Here is a 16,160-nt window from a genome sequence, read left to right as displayed (position 1 = left end):
AATTTAATATCGTTGAGTTTCTAAGCAGCTACTATTATATAAAATGCATTTGAGAGGAAGATTTCTATATGCCTATTGCACTTATCACAGGGATTACCGGTCAGGATGGTGCCTATCTGGCCGAATTTCTTTTAACTAAAGGCTATGAGGTCCATGGCATTAAACGCCGTTCTTCCCTGATCAATACCGAGCGCATTGATCATTTGTATCAGGATCCGCATGAAGATAACCGGCGGTTAGTTTTGCATTATGGCGATATGACTGATTCAAGCAGTCTGGTCCGGATTATTCAACAGGTCCAGCCGGATGAGATATACAACCTGGCTGCGCAAAGCCATGTGGCTGTGTCGTTTGAGGAACCCGAGTATACGGCAAACTCGGATGGTTTGGGTGCCCTTCGGATACTGGAAGCTATTCGGATCCTCGGTTTGGAAAAGAAAACCCGCTTTTATCAGGCGTCAACCTCTGAACTTTTTGGCCTCGTTCAGGAGATACCCCAGAAAGAAACAACACCATTCTATCCCCGGTCCCCTTATGCAGTAGCTAAATTATATGCTTACTGGATAACGGTCAACTATCGCGAGGCCTATGGGATGTATGCCTGTAACGGTATTTTATTTAACCATGAATCTCCGGTTCGCGGCGAAACATTCGTGACCCGTAAGATTACCCGGGCAGTGGCTCATATCAAGGCGGGTTTGCAGGATACCCTGTATTTGGGTAATCTTGATGCCAAACGTGACTGGGGTCATGCCCGCGATTATGTGGAAATGCAGTGGCTGATGCTGCAACAGGATAAACCTGAGGATTTCGTTATTGCCACAGGACGGCAATATTCGGTACGGGAGTTTGTTAGCCGTGCTTTTACTGAAGTAGGAATTGATATTCGCTGGGAGGGCGCAGGGGTGGAAGAGAAAGGGTATGACGCGGCAACAGGAAAATGCCTGGTTGCTGTTGACCCACGTTATTTTCGCCCTACAGAAGTGGAAACGCTGTTGGGCGATGCAACGAAGGCGAAGGAGAAACTTGGCTGGACGCCCAAGATCAGCTTTGACCAATTAGTAGTGGAAATGGTGCGGGAGGATGTAAAGCGGGCCAAACGTGATGCCTTATGCAAGCAAGAGGGGGTTGGAGTGTTCCCGCATCATGAATAAAGAAGCTAAGATTTATGTTGCTGGTCATAAAGGCCTGGTGGGGAGTGCTCTGGTGCGTGCTTTGCAGACACAGGGCTATCACAACCTGTTGCTGCGCACTCATGCGGAAATGGACCTGACAGATCAACAGGCAGTCCAACACTTTTTTGCAGTAGAGCAACCAGATTATGTATTTCTTGCTGCAGCTAAAGTGGGGGGCATTGAGGCGAACCGCATGTACCCTGCGCAATTTATTTATAATAACCTTATCATTCAGACTAATGTTATTCATGAATCCTGGCGTCAGAAAGTAAAAAAGCTGCTTTTTCTGGGTTCTTCCTGTATTTATCCACGCGATTGTTTGCAGCCAATCAAGGAAGAATATCTCCTGACAGGTACTCTCGAAAGTACAAATGAAGCCTATGCGTTAGCTAAAATCGCCGGCATTAAAATGTGTGAGGCTTATAATCGCCAATATGGGACAAACTATATGTGCGTGATGCCTACTAATCTCTACGGTCCCGGTGACAATTACGACCTGCAGACTTCACATGTGCTGCCTGCTTTAATTCGTAAATTTCACGAAGCGCTGCCGGATCAACCAGTGGTCGTATGGGGTACTGGCATGCCCCGGCGGGAATTCTTACATTCAGACGACATGGCTGCCGCCTGTGTCTTTTTGATGGAACAGTGTGATAAACCGCAAATGGTCAATATCGGGACCGGTGAAGACCTGACGATACGTGATTTAGCCTATTTAATACAGTCCGTCGTGGGGCATACAGGTGAAATCATATGGGATGCAGCCAAGCCTGACGGGACTCCGCGCAAATTGCTGGATGTTTCGCGTCTGCATGCCCTTGGTTGGCAACATAAGATTAAGCTTCCGGAAGGGATTGCCAAAGTATACGAGCAATTAATACAATCTGACCGATTTGATTGAGTCTTTTGTATCTGAGACCAACTGAGGAGCAAAAAAGCACTGCTATCCGTAAGGGCAGCAGTGCCTTTTTCAATTAGCGATATTTCCCCCGGTAGTCATTCGCCACCAGGCTAGGCCACGCATGGCCGTAACCGCTTGTATTTGTCCGGCAAAATCGTTAGGCATAGTTCCTGGCTGGCGGTCAATAACAGTAAGGGCCTCGACCGTTTTGGTGCCGATCACGCCAATGGCGTTGTCGGAGATCCAGAAAGCCAAATTAAAGCCAAAGCGATCACCGGCTGTCAGGCTTTTAGCCATCGAATGATAAACGAACCCCTGAGGGGCAATAAGTTCAATCAGCGTTGGTCCGATGTTGAGATGCGAGCCGGCTACCTGAGCATCAAACATATTCTTGTGTATACCTGGTCCATACATGATAAAAGGAACCGCATAACGCTCAAACAAAGTCGGGTTGGGAGTTATGTTCAGTCTGTCGGCATGGTCGCCGGTCACGACAAACAGACTCTGCGGAAAGCGCTGGCTCATATCGGCAATAAATTTCACCAGATATTTGTCGGCATACCAGAAATGGCCCAACTTGGTAATCAGTTCTTTATCAGCTTTCGCTGAACCGCTTAAACCAGCGGAAACGATTGCCTCACTAAACCCTTCGGCCTCAATATCTACCGTATAGGGTGGATGATTTGCACTTGTCAGCAGGACATTAAAACTAGGCTGTGTATCATTGAACAGCGTATTGATGCCTTCATAAAAATATTTATCTTCACTACCCCAGGCATTGCCGGCTGCATAGGGGAAATCACCGCAGGAATAAAACTCATCGAACCCCTGGGCACGGGTAAAGGTTTCAATTTGCTGCCACGATGAAAAACCGGCATACCAAAACCTGGTTCTATAGCCCAACTGTTTCATTTGCGCGGCAATGCCAGTGGCGTAAACACTTATATAGGATTCGGGTTGATAATTCGGATACAGGTTTTCCTCCGGAAAACCTGTCACAATGCCGTTAATCCCGGCCATTGTACCGGCGCCTGTCGGTAAAAATGGTTTTACCTGCACTGCGTTATCCTTAGAAAGGATGCTTTTCATGCCACTGGCGATATTCAGACTACTGAACTCCGGCAGGAGGGGCCATTGGGCATAGCTTTCGCCGATAATCAAAAAGATATGGGAAGGTTTGGGGATTCTTGCTCCTTGCGCTTCCTGCCGGAAATACTCATCAACATTAGCAGGGCTGATTGTTTTTCCGGTTAACTGAGTGCCATATTTTCTTACCTGCTCGGGTGAAATATTTAATGAGGCCGCCTTCTTTAGTGCTTCATGAGCTGCATAAGCGCGGTAGAGGGCCTGAATATCATCTAAGATCGCTTCATTGAGAAACGGATCTTTGCTGACTTCAGCATTTTCCCAGTGTACGGAGTTGGCATAGGTTAAACTGCCGCCAAACCGGGTGAAAACCATAAAAGCGGCAATACCTGTGATTAATGACAGTTTAAAAGCAATTAACCCCACACGATGGGGCAGGTATGGCAGGGTAAAAGTCCTGGTATGAAGGACTGCTCTTAATATTCTGCAAAGAATTAGTGTGATGCCAAAAATAGACAAAAAACGGAGAGGCAAATTGTATTCATGTATAACTGTAACCAGCAGAGCAACAGTGTCATCTCTAAAGATATTAAAAAGAAATTGATTAAAAGCTGCATGAAATACTTCGTAATACGGAATTCGGATATGGAACAACAGCGTTAGAATAAATATATAACTATAACCTAATATGGTTCTGGGTTTGTCAAATTTATCATTTTTGAAGATGACTGCCAGCAATGTGGAAAAAAGAAATGAGAACAGGACTACAATGCCGGTACTCTTTAAACTGATACGTAATCCGTAAAAAAGGGCAAGGCTGATATCATGAAAATCCGTTGTCGGACCGATATATTTGCTAAGATAAAGAATAAAAGCAACACGGTAGAGGCAAAAGACAGCCAGAATAAAGATATATAGCTTCAAATCTTTTTGAAGCTGTCTAAATACAATTTCCCATCTGGACATATGGTAATCAGACCTTTCACAATGTGAAATTAAGGCTTGGGAGCCCCAGTGGAATGAAACTTACTATTAAATACAATATTAACCATAAAGGCAAGAACTGAGCAATAGGCCGCTAATTCAAACAGCTCCTCAAACACTACGGTTCTGTTGCCTAATAAGCCTGCGGTATGGTGTTCAATAAAATCGGCCGCAAGTATACCTGTAATCATAAAAACCAGGTCCAGCAGCGGTAGGTTATCTTTTTTTAACCAGGAAATTAATTCTTTGTGTAATCCAGAGGTAAAGAAATAGATCAAAACGCCGGTTATCAGTATCGCTACCACCGGATAAACAGCAGGGCCGTACCAGAGTGCTTTCAGCGGCGGAATATTTCCGGCATTGTCCATGTAAAAGACCCGCCCCCAGCTTAGCTCACGGGCAATGGCCAGCAGCAGGAATACACCAGACAGTGCATACAGCTTGCGTCGTTGTTGCCTTAATTGGAGGGTAAAGCAGACACTAAAGGCAATACCCGCCGCCAGGCTTAACACCAAAATCTGCAGATTTTCCACAGCGCCGTTTTCCTGCCCATATTCAGGCGGCAACAGCCATCCAAAGCAGACAGCAAATAGCATTACAGCCAAGCTAAGAGCGGTTGCAGGAGTTATTTCCCATAAAATCCGTTTTTTCGATTGTATCATCTGAGTTCCTCCCACCAAGCATCATATTAAGACATTATTAAATATAATAATATACTACCTGATTTTGACACAGCAAACAAGATGTACAAAAAACTATCAGGAATAAACGATTATTCTGGAGATTTCCTTCTTATTATAATATGATATACTAGTAAGGATAGATTTTTTCAATTAGGGGAGTAATCATATGAAACTCATCATACTGGCCGGTGGCGGCGGTACACGCCTGTTTCCGTTATCACGGACCTGCCTGCCTAAACAGTTTTTAAAGCTTGGCAACACTGATTCGCTGCTCACACAAACGGTAAAACGGTTTTTACCACTGGTCAAAGCCGCAGATATTGTGGTTGTAACCAATCAGGAATATATGCATCACGTAAAAACCGAACTGGCAGCCTGCGGCGCCGGTGCGGCCCATATCCTGCTGGAGCCGGTGGCCAGGAATACGGCCCCGGCCATTGCTCTGGCTGTCCGCTTTTGTCTGGATGAACTCCACAGCGCCAGCGATGATATCCTGTTTGTCACCCCCGCCGACCATATCATTCATCCGGCCGAGACTTTTGCCCGGAATGTGCGTCAGGCCGTGGAACTGGCGGCGCTGGCTAAGCTTGTGACCTTTGGCATCAAACCGGATAAGCCGGAAACCGGTTATGGCTATATCCAGGCCGGCGCCAGCTGCGGTCCCGGGTATGAGGTTGTTTCCTTCCGGGAGAAACCGGATAAGGATACGGCGGCAGCCTATCTGACAGCAGGCAACTACTATTGGAATTCAGGGATGTTTGCCTTTACCGCCGGCTGCATTATGGAAGAGTTCAGCCGGTATGCGCCGGCCATATATCAGCTGGCGTCGGCCCCGCTGCCGGCGGTTGTCGACAAGTTTGCCACCATGCCCAACATCTCCATTGACTATGCGGTGGCCGAGAAGTCGGCTCGGGTAGTTATGGCGCCCCTGACCGCCTACTGGAATGATATCGGCTCCTGGGATGCCATCTATGATGTGCTGGACAAAGATGAGGCCGGCAACGCCCTGAACGGCGATTGCCTGCCGATCGACTGCAGCAAGACGCTGATGCTGGGGCGCAACCGGCTGATTGCCGGCATCGGCCTGGAGGATGTGCTGGTGGTAGAGACCGATGATGTCATCGTTGTCGCCAAACGGGGCGAGTCCCAGAAGGTTAAGGATGTGGTGGCCGAGCTCAAAGCCCGGGGGCGGCGGGAGGTCGATGAGCATACGACCATGTACCGCCCCTGGGGCAGTTATACGGTCCTCGGCGAAGGGCCCGGCTACAAAATGAAGAAAATAGTAGTAACCCCCGGTCAGCAGCTGAGCCTGCAGCTCCACTATCACCGCAGCGAACACTGGATTGTCATTGGCGGCACGGCCAAGGTAACGATCGGTGAGCAGGAACAAATGGTCCATGTCAATGAGAGCGTCTATATCCCGGTTTCCACCAAGCACCGCCTGGCCAATCCGGGCAAGCTGCCGCTGGAGATTATTGAGGTCCAGAACGGCAGTTATCTGGGTGAAGATGATATCGTCCGCTTTGACGATGTGTACGGGCGGGCTTAACTGCAAAAACTCCTGACAGCTTTAGCTGACAGGAGTTTTTGTGCCATCGTATTATAGGAGCCGGTTCTTTTGCCGTAATCACCTGGCCCGTTTCAGCAGCAAAATTTCCGCTTCATGCTGGGCATAGTCGGCGGCCAGCTTGCGCACCATTTCTCCGTGCAGGAGCTGGGCGGCGTCCATTTTGTCAACCTTCTGACCCAGGACCGTAACCATCTGGACGACATCGGCAAAGCCACTCGCCGTTTGGGCTTCGAGAGCGCCCACCCGAGTTTCGACCATACCTATCCGGGCATCCAGCCTGTCGACTTTTTCTTCCATTCTGTCCATCCGGCCGACAAGCTCCTCGGTTACAGCATTGTTGTGTCCGACCATTTTAACCAGCTGCTCCATCATGGTCTGCAGCTGATTGAGCTGTTCCTTTGTCTCCATGTTGCTTTTCACCTCATCTCCCCGTATTTTGTCCCTTACTATTATTCTAACCCCTATCGGCCCGATAGACAAGCAGCTATTTGCAGCGGAAAAGTGCCGGCCAGGTCAGTCCGGCCTGAAAATATTTCTGGCAACATCTGCCTATAAAGGAATATTTTTTGCAGATGTAGTATATAGTATATAGTTGGAAAAAAGGAGCGTGAATGTATGGAGATTAAACGGGACGCTTTCAAAGCCTATGATATCAGGGGCCGGGTGCCTGATGAATTAAACGAAGAGATGGCCTACCGGATCGGACGGGCCTATGTGGATATTTTTAAAGCCACCAAGGTGGCGGTAGGCCATGACATCAGGCTCTCCGGGCCGTCTTTCCGCAACGCCCTGGTCTGGGGTCTGACTGAAGCCGGCTGTGATGTTGTCGATATCGGCCTGTGCGGGACGGAGCAGATCTATTTTGCCACCTTTCACCTTCAGCTGAGCGGCGGCATTATGATTACCGCCAGCCATAATCCCAAGGACTATAACGGCATGAAGCTGGTGCGGGCCGAATCGCGGCCGATCAGCGCCGACAGCGGGCTGAAAGAGATTGAGGAACAGGTCGTGACCGGTGAGTTTCCGCCTGTCAGCCAGGATATTGTGCCCGGTCAGGTTATCTATGTAAATATTATGCAGGACTATGTGGCCCATCTCCTGACGTATGTTGAGCAGGCGGCCCTCAAACCGCTGAAGGTTGTTGTTAATGCCGGCAACGGCGCCGCCGGGGCGGTTATTGACGCCCTGGAGCCGTTTTTGCCGTTTGAGCTGATCAAAGTTAATCATGAGCCTGACGGCAGCTTCCCCAACGGTGTGCCTAACCCCTTGCTGATTGAAAACCGGGAGGCTACCGCCAGGGTTGTGCGCGAGCACGGCGCCGCCATCGGCATTGCCTGGGACGGTGATTTCGATCGCTGCTTCCTGTTTGATGAACAGGGTGACTTTATTGAGGGGTATTACCTTGTTGGCTTTTTGGCCCAGGCCTTCCTCCGGCGTTATGCCGGGGCCAAGATCATCTATGACCCGCGCCTGACCTGGAACACCGTTGAACTGGTAGAGCAGGCCGGCGGCATTCCCGTTCTGTCCAAAAGCGGCCATGCCTTTATCAAAGAAAGGATGCGCAGGGAAGATGCCGTCTACGGCGGGGAAATGTCGGCCCATCACTATTTTAAAGAATTCTCCTATTGCGACAGCGGCATGATCCCCTGGCTGCTGGTGCTGGAGATCATGAGCCGCGAGGGCAAACCGCTGTCAGAGCTGATGCGCGCACGAACGGCGTGTTATCCGGTCAGCGGCGAGATTAACAACACGGTGGCCGATGCCAGGGCCGTCATCGCCAGGATTGAGGAACAATATGTGCCGGGGGCGCTGAAGGTGGAACGGGTGGACGGGCTGAGTGTAGAATATGAACAGTGGCGGTTTAATGTCCGGATGTCCAACACCGAGCCGGTGCTCAGGCTGAATGTCGAGTCCAGGTGCGACCGTGAGCTGATGGCCGCCAAAACTGAGGAATTGCTGGCGCTAATACGGGCCTAGAAAGGGAGGAAAGAAATGCCTAAAATTCACCAAAAAATAAGAAAGGCGATTATCCCGGCGGCCGGCCTTGGCACCCGGTTTTTACCGGCCACCAAGGCCCAGCCCAAGGAAATGCTGCCGATTGTCGATAAACCGGCCATCCAGTTTATTATCGAAGAGGCCATCCAGTCCGGGATTGAAGAGATCCTGATCATTACCGGCCGCAACAAGCGGGCCATTGAAGACCATTTTGACCGGAACTTCGAGCTGGAGATGACCCTCAAGGCCCAGGGAAAATACGACCTGCTGGGGCTGGTGGAAGAGTTGTCAGAGGTGACAATCCACTATATACGGCAAAAAGAAGCCAAGGGGCTGGGCCACGCCGTCCTGTGCGCCAAACAGTTTGTCGGCAATGAGCCGTTTGCCGTCCTCTTAGGGGACGATATTATTGATGCCAATGTCCCCTGCCTCCGGCAGCTGATGGATGCCTATGACGACTACCAGGGGTCGATTCTGGGGGTACAGGAGGTACCGAAAGATAAGGTTTCCAGCTACGGCATTGTTAAACCGGAACTGATCAAGGACAATGTCTGGAAGGCTGTGGACCTGATCGAAAAGCCGTCGGTGGAGGAGGCCCCTTCCCGGCTGGCTGTGCTGGGCCGGTATATCATTGAGCCGGAGATCTTTTACCTGCTGGAAGAAACCCCCCCGGGGCGGGGTGATGAGATTCAGCTGACCGATGCCCTGCGGCGGCTGGCGGCTTTTAAGCCGGTCTATGCCTACAAATTTGAAGGCCGCCGCTATGATGTCGGTGATAAGCAGGGGTATCTGGAAGCCACTGTGGAGTATGCCTTAAAGCGGCCGGACCTGCGGGATCAATTTCTGCGTTACCTGCTGCGCACTGTCGGCCAGCTGGGCAAAGACGCGGCCGCCAATCAAAAAAAATAAATGGTTCCAGGTATTTTCGGGTCAGGAAGATATGAGGAGATGAATGCATGGCTGATGCTAAAACCGTAATTTCATTACCATCAGGTTTTACCTTCGATTATACCAACCTTTATGGCGACGGCCGGATTTCCCCGGCCGACATCGCCGCCCTGTCGGCCCGCCTCCGGGCGGCTCACCAGGCGGTTGCGCAGATGCGGGCCACCGGTGAGGTGCGCGGGCATCTGTCAAAAGACGGCCAGCCGGAGAAGGTGCTGTTTACCCAGCTGCCTTATGTCCGGGAGGGCAACCTCAACACCCCGGCCTCCCTTGCCAGGCTCAAAGCCTTCGGCCAGTCCCTCCGTCACCGGGTGGATGCGGTCATCTCCTTTGGCATCGGCGGCTCCTATCTCGGCAATAAGGTGTTGTTCGATATCCAGTGCGGCGAGTTCTGGAACAGCAAGGACCGGGAGGCGCGGCACGGCTATCCCCGGCTGTATTTTAGCGGCAATAACATTGATCCCCGCCGGACGGCTGAACTGATCGGGCATATTGTCGATGAGGCCAAAAGCAAGGCCAGGCAGGCCGGAGCCGGTGACGGGACGTACCGGGTAACGCTGGTGGTTATCTCCAAATCAGGCGCAACCCTGGATACGATGTCAACCTTTATGGCGGCCTATGACGCCCTGCAGCAGGCGGCCCCGGCCATTGCGGTCGAGGTGGTGGCTGTCACCGATCCGGCCGCGGGCCCGCAGGCGACGCTGCTGCACCGGCTGGCCCGGGAACAGGGCTGGCCGGTATTCCGTGTGCCGGATGGTGTGGGCGGGCGATTCAGTGTATTCTCCGAGGTTGGCCTGATTACCGCTGCCTGCACCGGCTTTGATATTGACGCCTTCTTAGCCGGGGCCCGGTCGATGGATGAGGCCTGCCACAGCGAGGATATCCGGCACAACCCGGCCATGCTGAACGCCGCGTTGAAATACCTGGCGGCAGCCAACTACGGGCGGGATATTGAGGTCTTTATGCCCTATGCCGATCACCTGAAGGCAGTGGCCGAATGGTATATCCAGCTCCTGGCCGAATCGCTCGGCAAACGCACCAACCGGGCCGGTCAGGAAATATACTACGGGCGGACGCCGGTGGTCGCGGTCGGGACGACCGACATGCACGCCCAGACCCAGCTGCATCAGGACGGCCAGCGGGACAAGGTCGTCCAGTTTGTACAGGTCGGCCAGTGGCCGGAGGATGCCGTCATCCCCAATTGTTTTCCGGCGGCAGCCAGCCTGGCCGATATAGCGGGCCTCAGGCTGAGCCAGGCCCTGGATGCGGCCCGCGAGGCCAACGCGGCGGCACTGATCCGGGATAACCGCTTTAACGCCAATTTTGTGCTGCCGCGTCTGAATGCCTTCCATCTGGGGGAACTTCTGTACCTGCTGGCCTTATCGGTGGCCTACGAGGGGGAACTGGCCGATGTGGATGCCTTTGACCAGCCGGGGGTAGAAGCTTATAAGCGGCTGTTGGGGCCGCTGCTGAAACAAATGAAGGCAGCTGAATAAACAAAGGCCTGTGAAAATTCACTCAAGGGAGTGAATTTTTTTTCGACAGGACCCGGCTTAGGCAAATGACGCCTGTGCCTGACCTCACTGACCGGGAAAAGGCTGTTCTGGTCCGGCTGGCAAGCGGTATGTCCAACCAGGAGATTGCGCAGGATATGAGGGTCGGGGTCAGCACGGTGAAAACCCATGCCCATCATTTGTTTGACAAGCTGGAGGTGCGCAGCCGGACCCAGGCGCTACTGAAAGCCTGGCAGTTCGGCTTGCTCAATACCTGATAAGCGGGAAAATAAAAAATATCCATCCAAGGGTTGAGGAATTATGCAAGCTTTTTATTTTATAATAAAATAAATTATCAAGTAAAATCCTGATTGAATATAAAGCGGTTGCAGCCGGGATGATCTTTTTTCGACAGTAAGCAGAAAAATAGTCTGTATAGCGTCGAATATTGGTTTTCTGTAAAACTTCCTAGATGTTTGTGTGGGATATTGTAGTATAAAAAATGTTGTATAATCTTCGCAATCTTACTACAATTAAAAGAAAGTGGCAATCAATCGTTACCGGTATTGCAGCCGATTGCCCGTAAGGATGACGAGGCGGGATATGATGGAGAACACCGATTACCTTGAGTCCCTTAAGCAGCAATTAATTAAACTGGGGTATGGTTCTTATCTGATCAATAAAATAAGCTGTGATCTGATCGGAACGTTCAATAACAGTAAGCTGTCACCTGATCAATACCTTATTCTGATGACCGCAATGGAAGATTACATTGCCCTCACCCAAAAAAGCCGCAAGCGTGCAGCAAGAACAGTTCCCTGGTGGAGCGGCTTTAGGAAAAGGTAAAATGCGGGCTAATCCTCTATCAGTATATCAATGAGTTAAAATCTAGAAAAAATAGAATTTTTATACAAACCTCCACTTAATGGTTGAGGTTTTTTTATTTGCTATTCTTTATAATAAAGCAATAGGAATAAAGTCCTATGTTTGCTTGCCGGCTTTTGTACTACATACCACTGCCAAGACAGCTGGCAGTGGGCGGCGTTATCATAACCCTAAACCCTGAAGAGGGAGGTAATGCGTGAATTTGCAGGACATATACCAGACAATTGTTCATATTGGCTGCCGGTTGGCAAATACCCCTCACGGTTTTATCTATGCCATCAATAAAAAACAGGAAGAACTGGAATTAAAATACGGTGCCGGTTTTTATCGCCGCTGTCAGGGGGCAAAGCATAACAAGGAAGAGCCGTCACTGGCCGGCACTGTCTGGAAAACAGGCCGCGCCTTATCCATACAGGACATTCAGCACTGGCCGGGACGGGCCCGGGACTGTTCCGACGGTTGGGATAATGTCCGCTCCGTTATGGGCATGCCGTTATCTGCAGACTATGGCGTTATTGCCGTTTGGGGAGTGGGATTCCTTGCTGTCGGCCATGTTTTAACAGAAGCGGACTCCATGATATTGAAACGGTTTGGGAAAATGGCGGCAGTTATATTACAGCACAATGCCGATAATGTAAAGATAAAACCCAGGCCAGCCAGACCGGTTTATGGGCTGCCGGCTCTCACCGGACGGGAAGAAACAGTGCTGAACCGCATGGCGTCAGGCTTATCCAACCAGGAAATCGCCCAGGAGCTCAGGGTCGAACTCAGCACTGTCAAAACCCACATCAATCACTTATTTTCAAAACTGGAGGTCCACAACCGGGCTCAGGCTTTGATCAAAGCCTGGGAACTTGGCCTGATTGTCAAGAGACGATAATTACTTTTGCTTTATGAATATAAAGATTACTTAAAGTTTTTCCTTTGCCAGTATCTGGATCAGGGAAAATGAATTATAATAAATAGGTATAAAGTCCTGGAAAAGAAGGACAAGTGTAAACCGGTCTGATTTATTGAATAAATTCCTTACGTGGCGGAGGGCTGATGAGTATGCCGGAAAATCAGGAAATAAAGAAGCTAATCGAACAGCTTAATAATCTGGGGTATGTTCAGTATCAACTTGATAGTATTATCAAGGAGGCAATCGGTACTGTGCATTTGAACGACCTGAGTGCCGGGCAGGAAAAAGAGCTGGCCGCAGTATTGCAGGAGTATGTTGATTTTGCGGTTAAATGTCGTAAATCGCTGAAATAATCAGATTATGTCGAAATAAAATTTGTAAATTATTGCGGTTTTCAAAAGGAATTTTAAGTTTTTTGTGGTATTAAACTTAAAGTTACGATCTGCTCTTTTAATAAATATATGACTGAGAGTCACTTATATTTTAGTAAGCTGATTTTCGGTAAGTATAGAAAGTATTCAGTGAAAGCAGCAGTCTGTAAGCAACCGGATGATGCATTCCGGTTGCTTTTTCATTGTAAACAAAAGTATTATGTACACAAAATGGCAGGATTTACTGTCGAAACGTCAAATAGTAACAAAAGATATGAGAAGCTGACTCAATTAAATTAATTGTAACTAAAAGGAAGCCAAGGAGGAGACCATGCGACAACCGGTAACCGTTTTAATTATTTTATTTTTAATGATGACCCTGCCGCTAGCCAGTACGGCCCAGGACTATCAATTAGGTCCGGGCGATGTTTTGGCCATTAATGTCTGGGGCTTTGAGGAACTGAAGATCGAAGAACTGCCCATCAGGCCTGACGGCAAAATTGCCATCCCCCTGGCCGGAGAGCTGCAGGCCGGCGGCATGACCCCGGGTGAACTGGCCGGTATGATTACCACGCAATTAAGCCACTACCTGAAAAATCCGGTTGTCAGTGTCAATGTGGCCAAATTCAGGACAACCCGGGTGTATGTGCTGGGCGAGGTGTTTAAGCCCGGCATGTATGAGATTGAGAAGCAGCATAACCTGATTGATGCCATTGGCATGGCCGGCAGTTATACTAAATATGCTGCGAAGAAGAAGGTTTATATCATTCGCCAGGATCAGACCGACAAGCCTTTAAAAGTGAATCTGCTTAACCTGATCGAGAAAGGCGACATGTCGCAGAATGTTCTTTTACATGATGGTGATATTGTTTATCTGACGAAAAGTAATAAGATTGATTTTGCCAAAGACATCCTGCCCTGGATTTCGGCCACTTATCAAATTAGTGAGACGCGAAACAATTAATTATGCCAAACTGAATTTGGAGGTATCGAAGTGGACGAAACCACGCTGGATCTTAGAGATATCATTAAGACACTAAAAAAGAAACGAAAACTAATCATAGGGACCTTCCTGCTGTTTGTGAGTTTGGCTGTCGTTGTCAGTTTCCTGATTCCCCCTACTTATGAGGCTGAAACCGCAATCAGGGTGAAGCAGCCGAAGGGGCTGGCAAGTTCTTTATTATCTGATTTGCCTACCGGTAATCCCATGGGCACCAAACAGCTAATGTCCACCTATGCGGAGATTATTAAAAGCCGGACTGTCGTGCAGGAGGTCATTGATAAGACCCAGGCCGATAAGAACGAGATCCCTACATATGAAAATATGCTGAAACGGATTACCACCCAGCCTGTAAAAGACACAGAAATATTAAACGTGAAAATCCAGGCCGGCTCACCGGAGGAAGCCCAGCTTGTCGCCAATACCTTAATTGAGGTATTTCTGGGCAGAATGACCGCCCTCGTCAGGGGCGAGCAGTCAACAGTCAAAGAATTTATCGGCCAGCGGCTGAAAGATTCGAAAGCCGAGCTGGAGCAGGCGGAAGCAATATTACAGAAATATAAGGAAGAACAAAAAGTTGTCGATCCCTCGCAAGAATCCAAAGCACTATTGGACAAAGTTGCCGGTATTGACAAATTAGCTGCCGAAAACAGGGTTGCCCTGGCAGCATCGCAGGCTAAGCTTGCCAGTACCCGACAGCAGCTGGGCAGCCAGCACCAGGGGGTTGTGGCCGACAATGCCCTGATTCAGCAATACAAGGCAAAATTGACAGAGTTAGAGATTGAGCTGGTAAGCCTGTCGGCGAATTATACCGATCAACACCCGCAAGTGGTGGCAATCCAGGCGGCGATAAAGGAAACGAAAGCCATGCTGGCGGCGGAGATTGGCCGGGTGGTTAATGCCGAAGCGCCTTCCATTAATCCGATTTACCAGGGTCTATTGCAGAGTCAAATCCAGGCTCAGGCCGAAATCGCTGTGGCCGGGGCGCAAAAACAGGCCATTGATCAGATCATTCAGGAGGGCAGCCAGGAGGTTGCTAAGCTGCCGGCCAAAGAGCAAGGACTGATCAAGGTGGCCCGCGATGCCAATGTGGCCCAGGAGATCTATATCATGCTGGCCAAACGCTATGAAGAAGCCCGGATCAGCGAGGTTATGGAGCCGACCGATGTACAGATTATTGATAAAGCAATAGCGCCGGAGAACCCTATTAAACCGAAGAAGGTACTTAATGTTGTGATTGCCGCTATTCTGGGGTTGTTTGTGGGGACAGGCATTGCTTTCTTTACGGAGTATATCAATAAAACCATCCGCACAGCCGAGGATGTCAAACAGTATCTGGACTTGCCGGTGATTGGCAGTATCCCGGACTTTGACAGTGACACTTCGTCCCACAATACCAGTTGGGTTACACGGGCCACGGAATTATTCAAAACCAAGACTGGCCATAAGGCCTAATTCTTAGAGAGAGGTGAATTATGGCTCAGAAACGACAGCTTATTGTTCATGAGGACGCGAAGTCGCCGATTGCCGAGGCCTACCGGACAATGAGAACCAATATTCAGTTTGCCAAGGTGGACAGTGATCTGCGGGTCATCATGTTTACCAGCGCCGGACCAGGGGAAGGCAAGTCGACGACAACGGCCAACACGGCAGTGGCCATGGCGCAAGCGGGGAAAAAGGTAATTATCGTTGACTGTGACCTGCGCAAGCCGGTACAACATAAGATTTTTGGCAAGCGGAACCGGGGGGTAACCAACATCCTTGTCGAAGACCGGTCGGTAGCCGATTTGATCCAGGAGACAGGCATCGATAACCTGCAGATGCTGCCCAGCGGTCCTATACCGCCCAATCCCTCGGAACTGCTGGGTTCGGCGAAAATGCGGGACATCATTGACTGCCTGAAAGGGCTGGCCGATATTGTGATTATTGATGCGCCGCCAACAGTCGCGGTTACCGATGCCTGTGTCTTAGCGGCCAGCGTCGACGGTATTCTGCTGGTGCTGGGGGCCGGTGAGATCAGGCCGGAGATGGCGCAAAAAGCCAAAGAATTGCTGCTGAAAGCGAATGGGCATATCCTGGGGGTTATTTTGAATAAGGTCGAGATTGAAGAGGAACATGCCTATTACTACTATTATTATGGGAATGAAAAAAAAACTAAGTAAGACTGAGGA

16 protein-coding genes are annotated in these 16,160 nt (G+C 49.8%); 13 read left to right on the top strand and 3 right to left on the bottom strand.

Annotated elements, in window-relative coordinates:
* Window positions 1-68 precede the first annotated feature (68 nt).
* The gene (gene gmd / locus SPTER_RS16975; protein WP_144351465.1) at window positions 69-1,154 is read left to right on the top strand and encodes a GDP-mannose 4,6-dehydratase; all 1,086 of its coding nucleotides are present in this window, start codon (window positions 69-71) and stop codon (window positions 1,152-1,154) included.
* Window positions 1,144-2,076, top strand: coding sequence for a GDP-L-fucose synthase family protein (locus tag SPTER_RS16970; protein ID WP_281289529.1), 933 nt, complete (start codon window positions 1,144-1,146; stop codon window positions 2,074-2,076). Before gmd ends, SPTER_RS16970 begins: the two co-directional genes overlap by 11 nt.
* Before the next feature lie 69 nt (window positions 2,077-2,145).
* Here SPTER_RS16970 and SPTER_RS16965 read toward each other — a convergent pair whose 3' ends face one another.
* Both SPTER_RS16965 and SPTER_RS16960 read right to left on the bottom strand, forming a co-directional pair.
* On the bottom strand, window positions 2,146-3,588 hold the full coding sequence (locus tag SPTER_RS16965) for an LTA synthase family protein (RefSeq protein WP_246105330.1): 1,443 nt from the start codon (window positions 3,586-3,588) through the stop codon (window positions 2,146-2,148).
* 569 nt (window positions 3,589-4,157) lie between these two features.
* Window positions 4,158-4,808: a hypothetical protein gene (locus SPTER_RS16960; RefSeq protein WP_144351462.1), complete on the bottom strand. Its 651-nt coding sequence runs from the start codon at window positions 4,806-4,808 to the stop codon at window positions 4,158-4,160.
* A gap of 187 nt (window positions 4,809-4,995) precedes the next feature.
* Here SPTER_RS16960 and SPTER_RS16955 point away from each other — a divergent pair, with 187 nt between their 5' ends.
* The gene (locus SPTER_RS16955) at window positions 4,996-6,378 is read left to right on the top strand and encodes a mannose-1-phosphate guanylyltransferase/mannose-6-phosphate isomerase (protein WP_144351461.1); all 1,383 of its coding nucleotides are present in this window, start codon (window positions 4,996-4,998) and stop codon (window positions 6,376-6,378) included.
* Window positions 6,379-6,456: 78 nt separating this feature from the next.
* On the opposite strand, the gene SPTER_RS16950 is transcribed toward SPTER_RS16955, so the two are convergent.
* Window positions 6,457-6,807 (bottom strand): hypothetical protein, encoded by a 351-nt coding sequence (locus SPTER_RS16950; protein ID WP_144351460.1) that lies wholly within the window; start codon window positions 6,805-6,807, stop codon window positions 6,457-6,459.
* A gap of 207 nt (window positions 6,808-7,014) precedes the next feature.
* Between SPTER_RS16950 and SPTER_RS16945 the strand changes: the two genes are divergently transcribed.
* The 10 genes from SPTER_RS16945 (at window position 7,015) to SPTER_RS16900 (ending at window position 16,151) form a co-directional block, all read left to right on the top strand.
* A complete protein-coding gene (locus SPTER_RS16945) occupies window positions 7,015-8,376 on the top strand; it encodes a phosphohexomutase domain-containing protein (protein ID WP_144351459.1) in 1,362 nt (453 codons plus the stop codon).
* 15 nt (window positions 8,377-8,391) lie between these two features.
* Window positions 8,392-9,303 carry a UTP--glucose-1-phosphate uridylyltransferase GalU gene (galU, locus tag SPTER_RS16940; protein ID WP_144351458.1) on the top strand — a complete coding sequence of 304 codons (912 nt, stop codon included), beginning with the start codon at window positions 8,392-8,394 and terminating at the stop codon, window positions 9,301-9,303.
* A gap of 47 nt (window positions 9,304-9,350) precedes the next feature.
* On the top strand, window positions 9,351-10,835 hold the full coding sequence (locus tag SPTER_RS16935; RefSeq protein WP_144351457.1) for a glucose-6-phosphate isomerase: 1,485 nt from the start codon (window positions 9,351-9,353) through the stop codon (window positions 10,833-10,835).
* A gap of 65 nt (window positions 10,836-10,900) precedes the next feature.
* Window positions 10,901-11,110 (top strand): response regulator transcription factor, encoded by a 210-nt coding sequence (locus tag SPTER_RS16930; protein WP_144351456.1) that lies wholly within the window; start codon window positions 10,901-10,903, stop codon window positions 11,108-11,110.
* A 325-nt stretch (window positions 11,111-11,435) separates the two neighbouring features.
* Window positions 11,436-11,678, top strand: a complete 243-nt coding sequence (locus SPTER_RS16925; RefSeq protein ID WP_144351455.1) for a hypothetical protein — start codon at window positions 11,436-11,438, stop codon at window positions 11,676-11,678.
* A gap of 235 nt (window positions 11,679-11,913) precedes the next feature.
* Window positions 11,914-12,597, top strand: coding sequence for a helix-turn-helix transcriptional regulator (locus tag SPTER_RS16920; RefSeq protein WP_144351454.1), 684 nt, complete (start codon window positions 11,914-11,916; stop codon window positions 12,595-12,597).
* Window positions 12,598-12,767: 170 nt separating this feature from the next.
* Complete coding sequence (locus SPTER_RS16915) at window positions 12,768-12,971, top strand: hypothetical protein (RefSeq protein WP_144351453.1); 204 nt, start codon at window positions 12,768-12,770, stop codon at window positions 12,969-12,971.
* Window positions 12,972-13,320: 349 nt separating this feature from the next.
* Window positions 13,321-13,953 (top strand): polysaccharide biosynthesis/export family protein, encoded by a 633-nt coding sequence (locus tag SPTER_RS16910; protein WP_144351452.1) that lies wholly within the window; start codon window positions 13,321-13,323, stop codon window positions 13,951-13,953.
* A gap of 30 nt (window positions 13,954-13,983) precedes the next feature.
* Entirely contained in the window at window positions 13,984-15,444 is a 1,461-nt protein-coding gene (locus tag SPTER_RS16905) for a GumC family protein (protein ID WP_144351451.1), read from the top strand.
* 20 nt (window positions 15,445-15,464) lie between these two features.
* Window positions 15,465-16,151 carry a CpsD/CapB family tyrosine-protein kinase gene (locus tag SPTER_RS16900; protein WP_144351450.1) on the top strand — a complete coding sequence of 229 codons (687 nt, stop codon included), beginning with the start codon at window positions 15,465-15,467 and terminating at the stop codon, window positions 16,149-16,151.
* Window positions 16,152-16,160: the final 9 nt, after the last annotated feature.

This window comes from Sporomusa termitida (assembly GCF_007641255.1).
Lineage (GTDB): Bacteria > Bacillota > Negativicutes > Sporomusales > Sporomusaceae > Sporomusa > Sporomusa termitida.
This window is presented reverse-complemented; position numbering and strand designations above follow the sequence as displayed.